Here is a 13,280-nt window from a genome sequence, read left to right as displayed (position 1 = left end):
GCTGCCTCACCGGGAGACCAGCGCGGTGGCGATGGCGGCGATGCCCTCGCCACGCCCGGTGAATCCCATGCCGTCCGTGGTGGTGGCGGTAATCGTCACCGGCGCACCGAGAGCACGGGTCATGGCCTCGCAAGCCTCCTGACGGCGCTTGCCGACGCGCGGGGCGTTTCCCACGATCGACACCGATACGTTGACCACGTGCCAGCCGTCCGACGTCACGCGGTCGTGCACGAGTTGCAGCATGCGATCTCCATGCATGCCGGCTCCCATCGAATCAGCGCCGACGCCGAACATCGAACCGATATCCCCCATACCGCACGCCGACAGCACGGCATCGACCACGGCATGCGAGGCCACGTCGCCGTCGGAATCGCCGTCGATGCCTTCCACGCCGCGCCGTTCGTCGTCCGCCCAACGCAGACATGCCAGCCACAGTGGTTTGCACGTCCCCTGTTCGGCGAAGCGGTGCGCGTCGAATCCCTGTCCGATGCGCACCGCGGTCATATCGGCCATCACTTGGCCTTGCGGGTCGACTTCTTCTTGCCCTTGGCGGCCTTGGCCTCCGCCTCGATGCGAGCGAGGGTGTCGGCGGCAGGCTCCTTGGGGGCCTTGGTGTGGTGCTTCTCATCGCCCGGCTCGGGATCGCGGTAGCCGAGGTTCACATCGAGCAGACGCTGGGTCTCCTCCTCGCTGAGCTTCTCGCTGAGCGAGATCTCGGAGGTGAGGATGTTGCGGGCCTTGGTGAGCATGCGCTTCTCGCCGGCGGACAGACCGTGCTCGTCGTCATCACGCTGCGCGAGATCGCGCACGACCTCGGCGACCTTGTTGACGTCACCGGTGGCGATCTTCTCGACGTTGAGCTTGTAGCGACGGGACCAGTTGGTCTTCTCCTCGACGATCGGCGTGCGCAGGATCTCGAACACCTTGGAGACCGCCTTGCCGTCGACGACATCCCTCACTCCGACCTTTTTGACGTTCTCCTCGGGAATCTGGATGACAAGACCGTCGGAGGACAGCACGGAAAGCTTGAGATACGTACGCTTGACGCCGTTCATCTCCCTCTCGGTGATCTCGACGATCTTCGCGGCGCCGTGGCGCGGGTAGACAACGGTATCGCCAACCTGATAAGTCATAAAGACAGCCCCTCCAAATGATTACAGAAGACATTTCATAATCGCATATCGTATGGACGTCAACGAATTCCTCCGATACGACGCACGCGGAAACTAGGATCGGGACAGATTTGGGCGGTACGGCGTGTCGCCCAGAATAACGCGAAATCGCGGCGAAATCGCCATAAGAACGTTCAAACACCGGCACGTCATTTTTTAATTTTAGGCGGGGGTTTACGTACACTTTTGGTATGGCAAATTCAAATGAGAAGAGCATCCCGCAGCCTGTCAAAGTCGACCAGGCAGCCCTGGATGCAGTCAGCAACGGCGTTTTCTACAACCCGCACACCGTGCTCGGCGTGCACCTCAACGAGGAGGACGGCGAAGGCTTCGCCACCGTACGTGTGCTCAAGCCCCTCGCCAAGACCGTGACCATCATCACCCAGGACGGCGAATGGCAGGCCTGGCACGAGTGGAACGGCGTATTCGTGGCCGTGGTCCCGGCTGCCAAGGCCGACGACGGCTACACCGTGCCCGACTACCGCGTACGCACCGAATACGAGGACGGCTCCTCCTCACTGGCCGATGACCCCTACCGCTACATGCCCACCGTCGGCGACATGGACATGTACCTGTTCGGCGAAGGACGCCACGAGCGCCTGTGGGAGGTGCTCGGCGCACACGTGCACACGTACGACGACGCCATGGGCGAGCCCGACGGCTCCTCCAGCGACACCGTCTCCGGCACCGCATTCGCCGTGTGGGCCCCGAACGCCCGCGCCGTGCGCGTGGTGGGCGACTTCAACTCCTGGGGCGGCAGGCAGTTCGCCATGCGCGAGCTGGGCTCCTCCGGCATCTGGGAGATCTTCATCCCCGGCATCGGCGCCGGCGAACGCTACAAGTACGAGATCTTCAACGCCAACGGCGAATGGAAGCAGAAGGCCGATCCGATGGAGCGCCAGCATCAGGTGCCGCCGGAGACCGCGTCCATCGTCGTGGACTCCAAGCACGAATGGCAGGACGACGAGTGGATGGAGCACCGCCGCAACACCGATCCGCACGCTGGCCCCATCAGCATCTACGAGGTCCACGCCGGCAGCTGGAAGGAGGGTACGACCTACCGTAGCCTCGCCGACGAGCTGGTCCCCTACGTCAAGAAGATGGGCTTCACCCATGTGGAGTTCATGCCTCTGGCCGAGCACCCGTTCACCGGATCGTGGGGCTATCAGGTCACCGGCTACTACGCCCCGCAGTCCCGTCTGGGCACCACCGACGATCTCAAGGCCCTGATCGACGCCTTCCATCAGGAGGGCATCGGCGTGATCATGGACTGGGTGCCCGCCCACTTCCCGAAGGACGACTTCGCACTCGCCCGCTTCGACGGCACGCCGCTGTACGAGGATCCGGATCCGCTGCGCGGCGAACACCCCGACTGGGGCACCTACGTATTCAACTTCGGCCGCAACGAGGTGCGCGACTTCCTGGTGGCCAACGCATGCTACTGGCTCGACGAATTCCACGTCGATGGCCTGCGTGTGGATGCCGTTTCCTCGATGCTCTACCTCGACTACAGCCGCGAGAACGGCCAGTGGAGGCCGAACATCTACGGCGGCCGCGAGAACCTCGAGGCCATCGCGTTCCTCAAGGAGGCCACCGCCACCGCATACGGCCGCTACCCCGGCACCATGATGATCGCCGAGGAGTCCACCGCGTGGCCGGGCGTGACCGCCCCCACCTCCGAAGGTGGACTTGGCTTCGGTCTCAAGTGGAACATGGGCTGGATGCACGATACGCTCGAGTACCTGCACGAGTCGCCGATCAACCGCAAGTGGCATCACGGCGAGATCACCTTCTCGATGGTGTACGCCTACTCGGAGCACTATGTGCTGCCGATCAGCCACGACGAGGTCGTGTACGGCAAGGGCGCACTGTTCGGCAAGATGCCGGGCGACGACTGGCAGAAGTACGCAGGCGTGCGCGCCCTGTTCGCCTACCAGTGGGCGCATCCGGGCAAGAACCTCACCTTCATGGGCAACGAGATCGCCCAGTACGGCGAGTGGAACTATAAGACCTCCGTTGATTGGGACGCGCTCAACTGGCCGGATCATCAGGGAGTGCAGAAGTTCGTGGCCGATCTCAACGCCCTGTACAAGAAGAGCCCCGAGTTCTGGAGCCAGGACTTCGAACCGTCCGGATTCCAGTGGCTCACCAGCGACGACGCCGACCACAACGTCCTGAGCTTCATGCGACTGGACAAGGAAGGCAACCCGATCGTCGTGATCGTCAACTTCTCCGGTTCGGCATGGTCCGACTACCAGGTGCCGCTGCCCAAGGGCGGCAAGTGGGTCGAGATCCTCAACAGCGACGCCGAGGAGTATGGCGGTTCGGGCATCGCCAACACGGACATCGAGGCCGAAGAGGAGGAATACCACTCCCGTCCGTACTCGGGGAAGCTCACCGTGCCGGCGCTGGGCGCCCTGTTCCTCAAGCCCGAGGAGTGATCCAGCGGTCCCCAGCGTCCACACCGTGAACGGGCGCGAAGGGCATCCGTCAGCGTAAGGCCAGGATACTTTTCCTGGCCTTACGTATGATGGTGGTCAACAGACATGGCAACAACAAGGTGATGTAAGGCAACAATGAATACTATCGATGCACACACCCCCAGACGCACGATCCTCGTCGTCGAGGACGAACCCACGCTGGCCACTGCTATCGCCCAGCGACTGACCGCGGAAGGATGGAACGCCCGTGTCGCCGGAGACGGGGCCAGCGCGGTGCAGGCCGCCTCCCAGCTCAAGCCCGATCTGGTGATCATGGACATCATGCTGCCGGTAATGGACGGACTCGAGGCCACCAAGCGCATCGTGGCCAGTCGCCCCGTCCCCGTGCTCATCCTCACCGCCCGAGACGACGAGGCCGACAAGGTGATCGGTCTGGGCGCAGGTGCCGACGACTACATGACCAAGCCCTTCTCCATGCGCGAGCTCATCGCCCGGTGCAAGGCGCTGCTGCGCCGCGTGGAGCGTGCCAAGGTCATCGCCAAGAACTCCGAGAACGAGAAGATCCTCGACTTCGGCACACTGGTGATCGATCCAGCCCAGCGCATCGTGACGCTCGACGGACGTGAAGTGCATCTGACCCCCACCGAGTTCGATCTGCTCGCCACGCTCGCCCGACGCCCCAAGTCGGTGCTCACGCGCGAGAAACTGCTCGAGGAGGTGTGGGACTGGGTGGACGCATCCGGCACCCGAACCGTGGATTCACACGTCAAGGCCCTGCGTCACAAGCTGGGACCGGAACTCATCCGTACCGTGCACGGTGTGGGCTATGCCTTTGAACCGCCGGAAGCCAAGTAAGGCCAAATCGTCGCGTCCGGCCCCGACAGCCGGGCGACGCGGCGACGAGAAGACGGGGCTCACCGCGAAACTGGACCGTTGGCGGGATCGTCCGATCGGCATGTTCAGCTCACTGAAGGCCGAACTGAGCATCCTGATCACCCTGTCCACGGCGATCGCGTTCGTGCTGGCATGGCACTTCCTCAAATGGGGGTGGAGCGGTTGGATCGCCATGCCGCTGACATTGATCGTGGCCTTGGGCATCACGTATTTCTTCGCCCATGGGCTAACCGCTCCGCTGCGTCAGATGCGGGACGCGGCCGAGGCGATGGCCGCCGGCGACTACACCGTGCGTGTGGAAAGCGCCAACGACAGTCGGGATGAGGTCGGCCAGCTGGCCCGATCGTTCAACGAGATGGCTGGCGAGCTGCAGCACGCCGATCAGATGCGCAGAGATATGGTCGCCAACGTCAGTCATGAGCTACGTACTCCGGTATCCGCATTGCAGGCGCTGGTGGAGAACATGGCCGACGGTGTGGTGGAGCCCACCCCTGCCAATCTGGAGGGCATTCTCGACCAGACGCACAAGCTATCGGACCTCATCGCGTTCCTGCTTGACATGTCCCGTGTGGAGGCCGGCGCGGCCAGCCTCGAGGTGGAGCCGTTCGACTTCGCGGAATTCATCGACGACACCGTCAAGCCACTCGAGATCGCCGATGGCGGCCACGGACACACTATCCATGTCAACGTACCCGAACATCTGCGCATGGAGGGCGATCCGAACCGTCTGAACCAGCTGTTCACCAATATCATCGCCAACGCGCTCAAGCACTCCCCCGACGGCACCGAAGTGCTGATCGAGACTCACGAGAACGAGGAGCGAGGCACCATCGTGACGAACGTGGTGAACTACGGTTCACGCATTCCGGAAGAGGCTCGCAACGACATCTTCCGACGCTACGTCAAGGGCACCGGACGGCCCGGCACCGGTTCGGGAGGAACCGGACTGGGCTTGTCCATTGCGCGCTGGGCAGCGGGACTGCATGGCGGCACCGTGAATGTGGTGCCCGACCCTCGTGGCGCGAATTTCGAGATCGAACTGCCCAAATATCACAGTATTGACGACGAATGATCCCGTTCGGACGGCGCCGGCACGGCAGCGAGTGTAAAGCCCGTATACGCCGGAACGCCGGCATCGTCCAACGCTTGGGCGCATTGTCGTATCGTGGAGCCGGTGGTGATGATGTCGTCGACCAGCACCGCCATACGACAACCGCTCAATAGACCATGGTTCACCCGGACATGATTGCGAAGACGTTCGGACCGGGCCCTCGCTCCCCCGGCCTGCACCGATTTGGCCTTTGTGCCCATGATGCTTAGTGCCGGCACGCATCGTGCCCGCACTCCACGCATGCGAAGGCAGTCCGCCACCGCCCGCGCCAATACGATCGTGTGAAATCGTCCACGACGCCGCATGGACGATGACGTGGACGGCGCCGGCACCACCGCAATCGTACCGGAGCCCCGACGGCTCAATACCTCGGATACGCCGCTGCGCCGCACGCAACCGGCGATCACCCGGCTGAATTCAGCGTCGAGTTCCTGATCGTCATGGTCCTTCCACATCAATACGGCTCGCCGCACCTCACCCCGGTACGTGCCACACGCATGCACACGGCCGGAGAGAAGCACCGTCCTAGGCATCGGACGGACCATGTCGCGTTCGAACAGCGCCATACAGGAATCGCATAGCACGGCGTCCGGCAGATCGCAGCCGGCGCAGCCTCTGGGAAGCAGCAGATCACGCATCTCACGACCCAGCTCAGCCATAACATCCAGCACGGGTGCCAGACGAGAATAGGACTGTCCATGCATGGCGGCCTCGCCTTCTACCGGTTGCTCACCGGTGCCGCATCGTCGCCAATATCGTCGTCATTGGCATCGTCCGTCATTCCGCCGTCGTCAACGACAGCACGGCGGTCAGTCGTCGAATCGCCTCAAGCGTGTCGTCGGGACAGGTGACACGGATCGCGTATGCACCGGCCACCGCAGTCGGATAGTCGTTGCCATCCGGATCCATACGGTCGCCAATGAAGGCGATACGACTCACCGGTACGTGAAGAATGCCCGACAGCTGACGCATGGCGTAGGCCTTGTCGATGCCCTTGGCGACCACGTCAATGCTGGTGGAGCCACCCGAGCGAACGGTCAGCTTAGGCAAGTCGGCCGCAACCGCAGCGGCAAGCCTGTTCTTCTTGACACGGTCCGGATCCCAAGCCTCCTTGGCCTCCACCGGCGCCAGCTGTCCCAGTGCCGAGAAGGTGATCTGACTGCCGCGGTCCTCCAGCCGATCTCCCCAGATGCTGTCGTCGGGCAGCCACAATCCTTGTTCCTTGGCATGTCTGGTCAGGGATTCAATGGCGGCGTCACGATCCTCCGGACTGAGATCATGCGCATAACGACACTGCCATGAGGAACCGTTCCACGCATAGTATCTGGTGCCGCTGGTCGGCATGAGATGCAAGTTGTTCCGATCCGCCTTGTCGCCGATCATGGCGAGGATCTGATTGGTAAAGAGATGATATTTGCCGCCGGACACCACGGCGCAGGGAATGTGATGGGTCAGCTCGGCGAAAGCGTCGGCCATCTCGCGGGTCATGGGCGTCTTCGACTTGGCCAATGTGGTGTCCAGGTCGAATCCCACGGCGTCGATCAGCCCACCCAGCCGGCCGTAATCCACTTCATCCCAGCTGTGAATCGCCACGTCGCCCATCAGTCCTCCTTCGACACCTATGAACGCCCACGACAGGCATCCGCATTCCAGCATTATCGCACAAACGATACAGCGAAAGCAGGTCACACGCCATTGTTCACAACGCCTTCCAGAGGTTCGGAGTGTCGCCGTCCCGTAAGGGGGCACCCCACCATGACATCAGCCCCGCAGGCTAGTGTAGGGGCTCATGACCAAGGAATCCGAGTTCACCTCTCTGCTGCGCGCCACAGGCACCGTACTGCCGTGGGAACGCAAGATATACCGCAATCGACACGGCCGGGGAAGCCGTCAGGCGATGTTCGGCATACGCATGCCCCGGTACCGAACCAAGTCGGGCACGTTCGACGGCATGGTGGTGGCCCAGCTGAAACGTCTCAACGCCGCATGGCCGGAGCTGCTGAAGAACGTGGAATGCGCGGTGGAGGATGTTCCCCCGTCGGGACCGGTGTCGTGGGAGACGAAACGCGCCTTTCTGTCGCAGGGCTTCCCTGCCGAGCATGGTTCGCCCGCCCGCATCGTGCTGTACCGGAAGCCGATCGAACAGCGCAGCAGGGACCGTCTGGATATGCAGTTCCTGATCCGCGACGAGATCGTGGCGCGTCTGGCCGATCTGACGGGACGGCATCCCGAAGACATCGACCCGGATTGGGGTTTCTGACCTTCGGCCCCGACAACCGCGATGATATGAGTGATCCCCTGTCGTATACGCATACGGCAGGGGATCACTCGGTCTGTCGACCGACGAAGCCGATCGGACGGTCTACATAGGGGCCATAAGGGACTACCTGACGACGGACAGCGATTGGTCGGTACGCACTTGAGCCTGTGCCGGCATGAGGCTTGACGAGCCGATCACGCCGAGTCCGGCGAGCTGTGCGTCGTTTACCGCGCCGACGTTGATCATGGCGCTCCAGACGACGGACGCGTCGTCATCATCCATGGTCACCGCTACCACACCGTCGGCGATGTCGCCGGGATTGACCGATACGGCCTTGCGTGCGTCGATGGTGACGTCCTTCTCGCCCTTCTGCGTACCGTCGTCGCCGTATCCGGTCAGCTTCACCATGGTCTGCTTGTCGGAGTCGTTCACCAACGCCAGCGTGGCGTTCACGCCGTCCGGAACGGCGATCGCTCCAGAGGCCACCGCGACGGTGCCGTTCATCAACGAGAAGTCGGTCTGGCTGTCGGAGGACTCGGAACTGATTGCCGACGAATATGCAGCGACGCTGCCCTGCACGCGGACGCCAAGAGTCCCGTCGGGGGCCTTGCCCAGCGAGATCGTCTTGACTGTGTTGGCGGACACGCTGTCCTTCTTGGCCTCGGTAACGCCGGAATCGGTGATCCAGGACAGCGTCACTTCCCCATCCTGTTCGGAGTAGAGATTGACAGTGACATCCTGTCCCGCTCCGATGCCTGCAATCGTGGCGTCCGTGGAAGCAGCAGACGGCAATGCCGAAGCGTAGTCGGATCCACGCGGAGTCAGTCCTTCGGCATGCACCACGCGTACGACGGCCGCAACCGGCGCACCGCTGCTTGTCAATGACAGGTACAGGCCGTCCTGGGAGGGGGCCGCGGCGGAGATGTCCACTACGGTCTGCGACTTGCCGGCCACGGTCACCTTGCTGTCGGTGGACGATGCAATGGCCTGTGCGGAGCCGGTTCCCCACATGGTCATCGACACGGTGGTCGATTTCTCCGAGGGGTTGGCCAGCACGAGCTGCTGCGTCCAGCCGGTCTGCGTTGCGGGCAGCAGGAACGACTGACGCAGCTGGGCTGAAGCGCACTGCACGGCGGACACACCCCGCAGATCGCCTTCGGTGGCCCATGATGCGCTTGCCGCCGCCGAACCGGAACCCTTACCTACCTCGAGCATCTTGGCGGTGAGCAGCAGTGGGTCGGCGGCGATGTCAGAACCATGTACAAACGCCTTGGACGAGTCGGCAAGATCGATGTTCGCGGTGTCCTGCTTGTTGTCGCCGTTCAGCGACGTAACCGCGGTGCTGTACATGGAACCGAATGCGGCGAATCTGGCCTTGCCGGTGATATTGCCCTCAGAGATCTGGTACTCGGAGTCACCGTAGGATCCGGTGTCGGCCAGCTGCATACGCGCCGGACAATAGGACTGCAACGTGGTCTGGCCCACACCGACCGTGCGGAAGCCCGGCTGGGAATCGGCGCCGTCGACCAGCCATCCGGCGGGCGCAACGACGGAGAGCAGACCGAATACCGCCAGCAGCACTATTGCGGTGATCGAGGAGACGACCACCTTGCCGACGGTGCCCCATACGCTGCGGGAGCGACGCGTGGTCGAACGTGATGATCTGCTCATGCCTGTCCCCCATTGATGTTGATTCGACGGAATCGCGGGAATGCGACGATGCAGTACAGCGCCACGACGATCCCCATGCACCAGACCCAGGCCAGACGCCAGCCGTCGGACAATGCGCGGGATTCGGCACCGGTGTCGATGCCGATGTTGCCGCCCGACGTGGTAGTCAGTCGCACGTAGGTTCCGGATTCGTTACTCACCACGGACTGGGTGCCGCCACTGGCAAGGATATTCGACACCAGATCGCGATCGGCGGAATCGTCGGAATATGGGACATAGATGCCGCCGATGCCCAGTGAAGCCAGTGTGCTCACAGCCGAGTCGTCGTTGCTCTGCAGCAGGCTGGCCGCGGCTTTGGACACCTGTCGGATCGTCTTGTCCTGCGGCTGTGCGACGGACCGAGCATTGATGACGGGTGAGCTGTCGATGAAGTCGCCCTGACCGCTGCGCATGAACGCGTAGTCGATCGAGGTGGACGATTCGGCACTCAACGCGAGGATGCGGTGGCTCGAATCGGCGGCAAGATAGTCCTGCGCGATCAACGGCAGTTCATGGTTCTGCACGGAGAGGTGCGCACCCTGCTGCACACGTACGCCACAGATCGAGCCCCACAGTCCGAGGCACGCGGCGAGCAAGAGCACCAGTAGGGCACGCGCCACGATGATGAGATTGCGACGGCCGTAGAACCCCTTGTGCCGGGATTCAATGCGCGCTGCGGAGTCGCCGCTTTCCCGCACCAGCAGCGGGGAGAACGGGCGCACCGCACGGCCGGCGACGATGCATACGCAGGAGAACACACCGACCATCATGAATGCAAGTCCCGGCAGCGCGGTTCCCGCGATCGGTGCTTCCGTACCCGGAGCTATTGCCACACGCACTGCGACGATCGCCGTCAGAGCGCCGGTCAGCACGATGGTCCACATCATGCGGGAGGCGCGCAGCGCGAACGGCAGGAACAGGGCGATCATGGCCACGACGACGATCAGGACCACGGTGGCGAGCACCGCTGCCGATTCGGGATTACGGAGCATGGACAGCACCGGAGACGCACTGTTTTCAGAGATGCCCATGGCCTCTCCGAGAACGCTCAGCAGGCTTGCTGAACGAACGGACCCATTGACTGCGGTCGAGGGCAGCATCATGTCGGCGAACAGCTGGCGATATGAATGGTCGTTGAGGTTCAGGACGACGTTGAGCAGCGTAGGTGCGAGGAGGAATGCACCCGGCACCGGGATCAGCAGCAGCATCACGCGATGAGAACGCACCATAACAAGGAATGCGACGAACACCGTCACCAGCGGTAGCACCAGCTGAGGCTCGCAGGCCACGACCACGGCTAGGCAGAGTGAGGCGAGGCCCGCGGACTGCACGGATGCCGTCGGGGTGAGCACCGCCTCCGTGTGGTACATGCCCACGGCCCGGAAGACGAACGCCATGCCGGCGGGCAGGAAGACCATTACCGTAAGCATCGGCAGATTGCCCTGCGAATACAGGCCCAGCAGACCGCCGAACATGCACCAGAGCAGGCCCGTGGCGACACGTACCGAATTGGAACGGGTGAAGATGCCCGCGAGCGCCCAGAATGACAGTGCGGACAGCGGTGCCGCGAGGAAGACGATGAGCGCCATCGCCGCGGTGACATGGCCGAGGGTGACTGCGGTGGCCGCCATGAGGATCAGGAGGAACGGTGCGGGCGGTGCCGGGGTGCCCATGCCGTTGGCGTAGGTGAAGACGCCAGTGGCGGCCTTGGCGATCTGGGAGAGGCTGGCCGACGAGGGAACGAGCGTGGCGGAGTGGAAGGACGTGCCTGTCGTCAGTGAGGTGAAGACGCTGAGGTTGGACAGGATGCCGGCGACGAGTGCGAGGAGCATCATGGCTCCCACCCAGAGGAGGCGACGGCGACGTTGGGCGCGCAGGTGTGCCATGGCGAGCGGGCTGAGCAGCGTGGTGTCCTGCGAGTCGGCGAAGGCCGCACGGCGTTCGTGCCATTGGGCGATCTGGTCGCGCCGGGCGACGAGTACGGATAGCTGGCGCAGGTTCATGGTGGCCTGTCGGGCCACTTTGCGGCGCGCGTTGACGCCTTTGGGCATCCAGATGAGGAGCCGCCATGGTGTGCCGAGTTCGCAGAGGGCCTCGTATGGGCGTTTACGGGCCAGTTGGGTGAAGGCGAGTGCGAAGGACATGAGGAATCGCAGGAGCCAGACGGGCAGCCACATGATGCCGCGGATGTCGGTGAAGCGGTAGCGTTCGCGTGCGTCTGCCTTCATGGCGTATGGGTTGATCGACGTGTGGCTGCCGGTGGCATGGCCGTTGTGGGTGCGCAGTCCTTCGAATCGTGCGCGGCGGTGGCGGATGGCGCTGCGGGGCACGATGAGAACGCGGCCTCCGGAGAGGCAGACTCGTCGGCAGAAGTCGGCGGATTCGGCGAATGGTCCCATTTGTGGGCTGGTGCCGTCGAGAGTGGTCCAGGTTTGCAGGGATACGAGGGCGCCGGCGAGGTCGACGGCGTAGACGTCCTGTCGGGCGTCGTATTGTTCCTGGTCGGGTTCTCCGTCGACCACGAGGGAGGCGATACCGTGGCTGCGGGTGGCGTAGGCGCCGACGTCGTGCAGGTGGTCGCCGTCCCATGCGAGCTGCTTGCAGCCGAGGATGGATGCCGTCGGGGCGTTGCGCCATGCCTCGGTCATCGTTTCGAGGCAGTTGTCGTCGGCGGGGCGGGAATCGTCGTGGAGCAGCCAGAGCGCGCGGATGGCCGGGGTGAGTCGTGCGTGACCAACGGCGAGTCGTATCGCGTCGCCGAATGTGGTGGCGCCGGCGGCGCCGACGATCTGGATGTCGATGTCGTGAACCATGCTTGCCTGTTCACGATCATAGGAACCGTAGACGGGCGTGGCCAGTCGGAATGCGCATCGTACGGCGGACTGCGTTCCCCCGGTGCAGTCGGCGATGACGATGATGCCGGGCAGCGTGGTCTGTGCCAGCACGGCATTGAGTGTGTCGGGCAGGTATCGGGTGTCGGATTCCACGCAGATCACGGCCGCGACGGAGGAATTCACTTCCTGTCCGGCTTGCGCCCGGTGGCCGGAAAGTACGGAGCCGACCGTCTCCTGTATGCCTTGGGCCTCATCCATAACAGATTTCATCTTCTCCACTGTATGACAACCCGGGCGAACACGGCGTATCCGTCAGGCTTGTTCTTTACCATGTTCTTTCTTATAGCGGCGACGTTCGCGTTCGCTCATGCCGCCCCAGATGCCGAATCGTTCGTCATGGTCGATGGCCCATTTGAGGCACTGCTCGCGGACCTCGCACTGTGCGCATACGCGTTTGGCGTCCCTAGTGGAGCCGCCTTTTTCCGGGAAGAAGGCCTCGGGATCGGTTTGGGCGCACAGCGCCTTGTGCTGCCATGACACGTCCTCGTCGGTGTCGAACAATCCCCAGAGCTCAAACAGCGCACGCTCGGCGGCCTCAGGTGTGGCGGAGTCGGAATCGTCGCCCTTTTGGGAATCGTCGAACACTCCCCACATGCCGAAAACCTCCCAAAATATGCCGTGAAACGTCTTCCAGTACGGAAGACATGGTAAATTACACACTTGTCACTCAGTTTTTGTCAAGTTTAAGGGGTGTCGTTACCGACAATATTCATATGGAGTGGTAAAGGCGCGTCGGCATATGCTGTCGGCTAATGGAAGGGTGTTGTAAACAATTCTCATTTCCCGACCGTGTCACAT

Annotated in this window: 11 protein-coding genes; 4 read left to right on the top strand and 7 right to left on the bottom strand. The window is 62.9% G+C overall.

What is annotated here, in order from left to right; all coding sequences use genetic code 11:
* Positions 1-6 precede the first annotated feature (6 nt).
* Entirely contained in the window at positions 7-513 is a 507-nt protein-coding gene (gene ispF / locus Tam10B_RS12020; protein WP_093961482.1) for a 2-C-methyl-D-erythritol 2,4-cyclodiphosphate synthase, read from the bottom strand.
* Positions 513-1,133: a CarD family transcriptional regulator gene (locus Tam10B_RS12015; protein ID WP_093961481.1), complete on the bottom strand. Its 621-nt coding sequence runs from the start codon at positions 1,131-1,133 to the stop codon at positions 513-515. The genes ispF and Tam10B_RS12015 overlap by 1 nt, the downstream gene beginning before the upstream one ends.
* 230 nt (positions 1,134-1,363) lie before the next feature.
* Between Tam10B_RS12015 and glgB the strand changes: the two genes are divergently transcribed.
* From glgB to Tam10B_RS12000, 3 genes are all read left to right on the top strand, one after another.
* Positions 1,364-3,613 carry a 1,4-alpha-glucan branching protein GlgB gene (glgB, locus tag Tam10B_RS12010; RefSeq protein ID WP_093961480.1) on the top strand — a complete coding sequence of 750 codons (2,250 nt, stop codon included), beginning with the start codon at positions 1,364-1,366 and terminating at the stop codon, positions 3,611-3,613.
* Between the two features lie 135 nt (positions 3,614-3,748).
* Positions 3,749-4,468 carry a response regulator transcription factor gene (locus Tam10B_RS12005; RefSeq protein WP_093961479.1) on the top strand — a complete coding sequence of 240 codons (720 nt, stop codon included), beginning with the start codon at positions 3,749-3,751 and terminating at the stop codon, positions 4,466-4,468.
* A gap of 100 nt (positions 4,469-4,568) precedes the next feature.
* A complete protein-coding gene (locus Tam10B_RS12000) occupies positions 4,569-5,579 on the top strand; it encodes a sensor histidine kinase (RefSeq protein ID WP_233133724.1) in 1,011 nt (336 codons plus the stop codon).
* Here Tam10B_RS12000 and Tam10B_RS11995 read toward each other — a convergent pair.
* Both Tam10B_RS11995 and Tam10B_RS11990 read right to left on the bottom strand, forming a co-directional pair.
* On the bottom strand, positions 5,558-6,277 hold the full coding sequence (locus Tam10B_RS11995; protein ID WP_143248653.1) for a ComF family protein: 720 nt from the start codon (positions 6,275-6,277) through the stop codon (positions 5,558-5,560). The two genes, Tam10B_RS12000 and Tam10B_RS11995, sit on opposite strands and share 22 nt — an antisense overlap.
* 118 nt (positions 6,278-6,395) lie before the next feature.
* Positions 6,396-7,220 (bottom strand): HAD-IIB family hydrolase, encoded by an 825-nt coding sequence (locus Tam10B_RS11990; RefSeq protein ID WP_093961476.1) that lies wholly within the window; start codon positions 7,218-7,220, stop codon positions 6,396-6,398.
* A gap of 187 nt (positions 7,221-7,407) precedes the next feature.
* On the opposite strand from Tam10B_RS11990, the gene Tam10B_RS11985 reads away from it, so the two are divergent.
* Entirely contained in the window at positions 7,408-7,878 is a 471-nt protein-coding gene (locus Tam10B_RS11985) for a metallopeptidase family protein (protein ID WP_093961475.1), read from the top strand.
* 123 nt (positions 7,879-8,001) lie between these two features.
* Here Tam10B_RS11985 and Tam10B_RS11980 read toward each other — a convergent pair whose 3' ends face one another.
* The 3 genes from Tam10B_RS11980 to Tam10B_RS11970 are packed head-to-tail and all read right to left on the bottom strand — an operon-like array spanning position 8,002 to position 13,076.
* On the bottom strand, positions 8,002-9,549 hold the full coding sequence (locus Tam10B_RS11980) for a DUF5719 family protein (protein ID WP_093961474.1): 1,548 nt from the start codon (positions 9,547-9,549) through the stop codon (positions 8,002-8,004).
* Complete coding sequence (locus Tam10B_RS11975) at positions 9,546-12,692, bottom strand: glycosyltransferase family 2 protein (protein WP_143248652.1); 3,147 nt, start codon at positions 12,690-12,692, stop codon at positions 9,546-9,548. Before Tam10B_RS11975 ends, Tam10B_RS11980 begins: the two co-directional genes overlap by 4 nt.
* A 42-nt stretch (positions 12,693-12,734) precedes the next feature.
* Entirely contained in the window at positions 12,735-13,076 is a 342-nt protein-coding gene (locus Tam10B_RS11970) for a WhiB family transcriptional regulator (RefSeq protein WP_233133718.1), read from the bottom strand.
* Positions 13,077-13,280 lie beyond the last annotated feature (204 nt).

Source organism: Bifidobacterium vansinderenii, assembly GCF_002234915.1.
GTDB classification, from domain to species: Bacteria; Actinomycetota; Actinomycetes; order Actinomycetales; family Bifidobacteriaceae; genus Galliscardovia; species Galliscardovia vansinderenii.
This window is presented reverse-complemented; position numbering and strand designations above follow the sequence as displayed.

What these genes read in the sequence shown, in the direction of transcription:
- ispF (WP_093961482.1), bottom strand. Translation starts at nt 513, where the DNA reads ATGGCCGATATGACCGCGGTGCGCATCGGACAGGGATTCGACGCGCAC.
- Tam10B_RS12015 (WP_093961481.1), bottom strand. Translation starts at nt 1,133, where the DNA reads ATGACTTATCAGGTTGGCGATACCGTTGTCTACCCGCGCCACGGCGCC.
- glgB (WP_093961480.1), top strand. Translation starts at nt 1,364, where the DNA reads ATGGCAAATTCAAATGAGAAGAGCATCCCGCAGCCTGTCAAAGTCGAC.
- Tam10B_RS12005 (WP_093961479.1), top strand. Translation starts at nt 3,749, where the DNA reads ATGAATACTATCGATGCACACACCCCCAGACGCACGATCCTCGTCGTC.
- Tam10B_RS12000 (WP_233133724.1), top strand. Translation starts at nt 4,569, where the DNA reads ATGTTCAGCTCACTGAAGGCCGAACTGAGCATCCTGATCACCCTGTCC.
- Tam10B_RS11995 (WP_143248653.1), bottom strand. Translation starts at nt 6,277, where the DNA reads ATGGCTGAGCTGGGTCGTGAGATGCGTGATCTGCTGCTTCCCAGAGGC.
- Tam10B_RS11990 (WP_093961476.1), bottom strand. Translation starts at nt 7,220, where the DNA reads ATGGGCGACGTGGCGATTCACAGCTGGGATGAAGTGGATTACGGCCGG.
- Tam10B_RS11985 (WP_093961475.1), top strand. Translation starts at nt 7,408, where the DNA reads ATGACCAAGGAATCCGAGTTCACCTCTCTGCTGCGCGCCACAGGCACC.
- Tam10B_RS11980 (WP_093961474.1), bottom strand. Translation starts at nt 9,549, where the DNA reads ATGAGCAGATCATCACGTTCGACCACGCGTCGCTCCCGCAGCGTATGG.
- Tam10B_RS11975 (WP_143248652.1), bottom strand. Translation starts at nt 12,692, where the DNA reads ATGAAATCTGTTATGGATGAGGCCCAAGGCATACAGGAGACGGTCGGC.
- Tam10B_RS11970 (WP_233133718.1), bottom strand. Translation starts at nt 13,076, where the DNA reads ATGTGGGGAGTGTTCGACGATTCCCAAAAGGGCGACGATTCCGACTCC.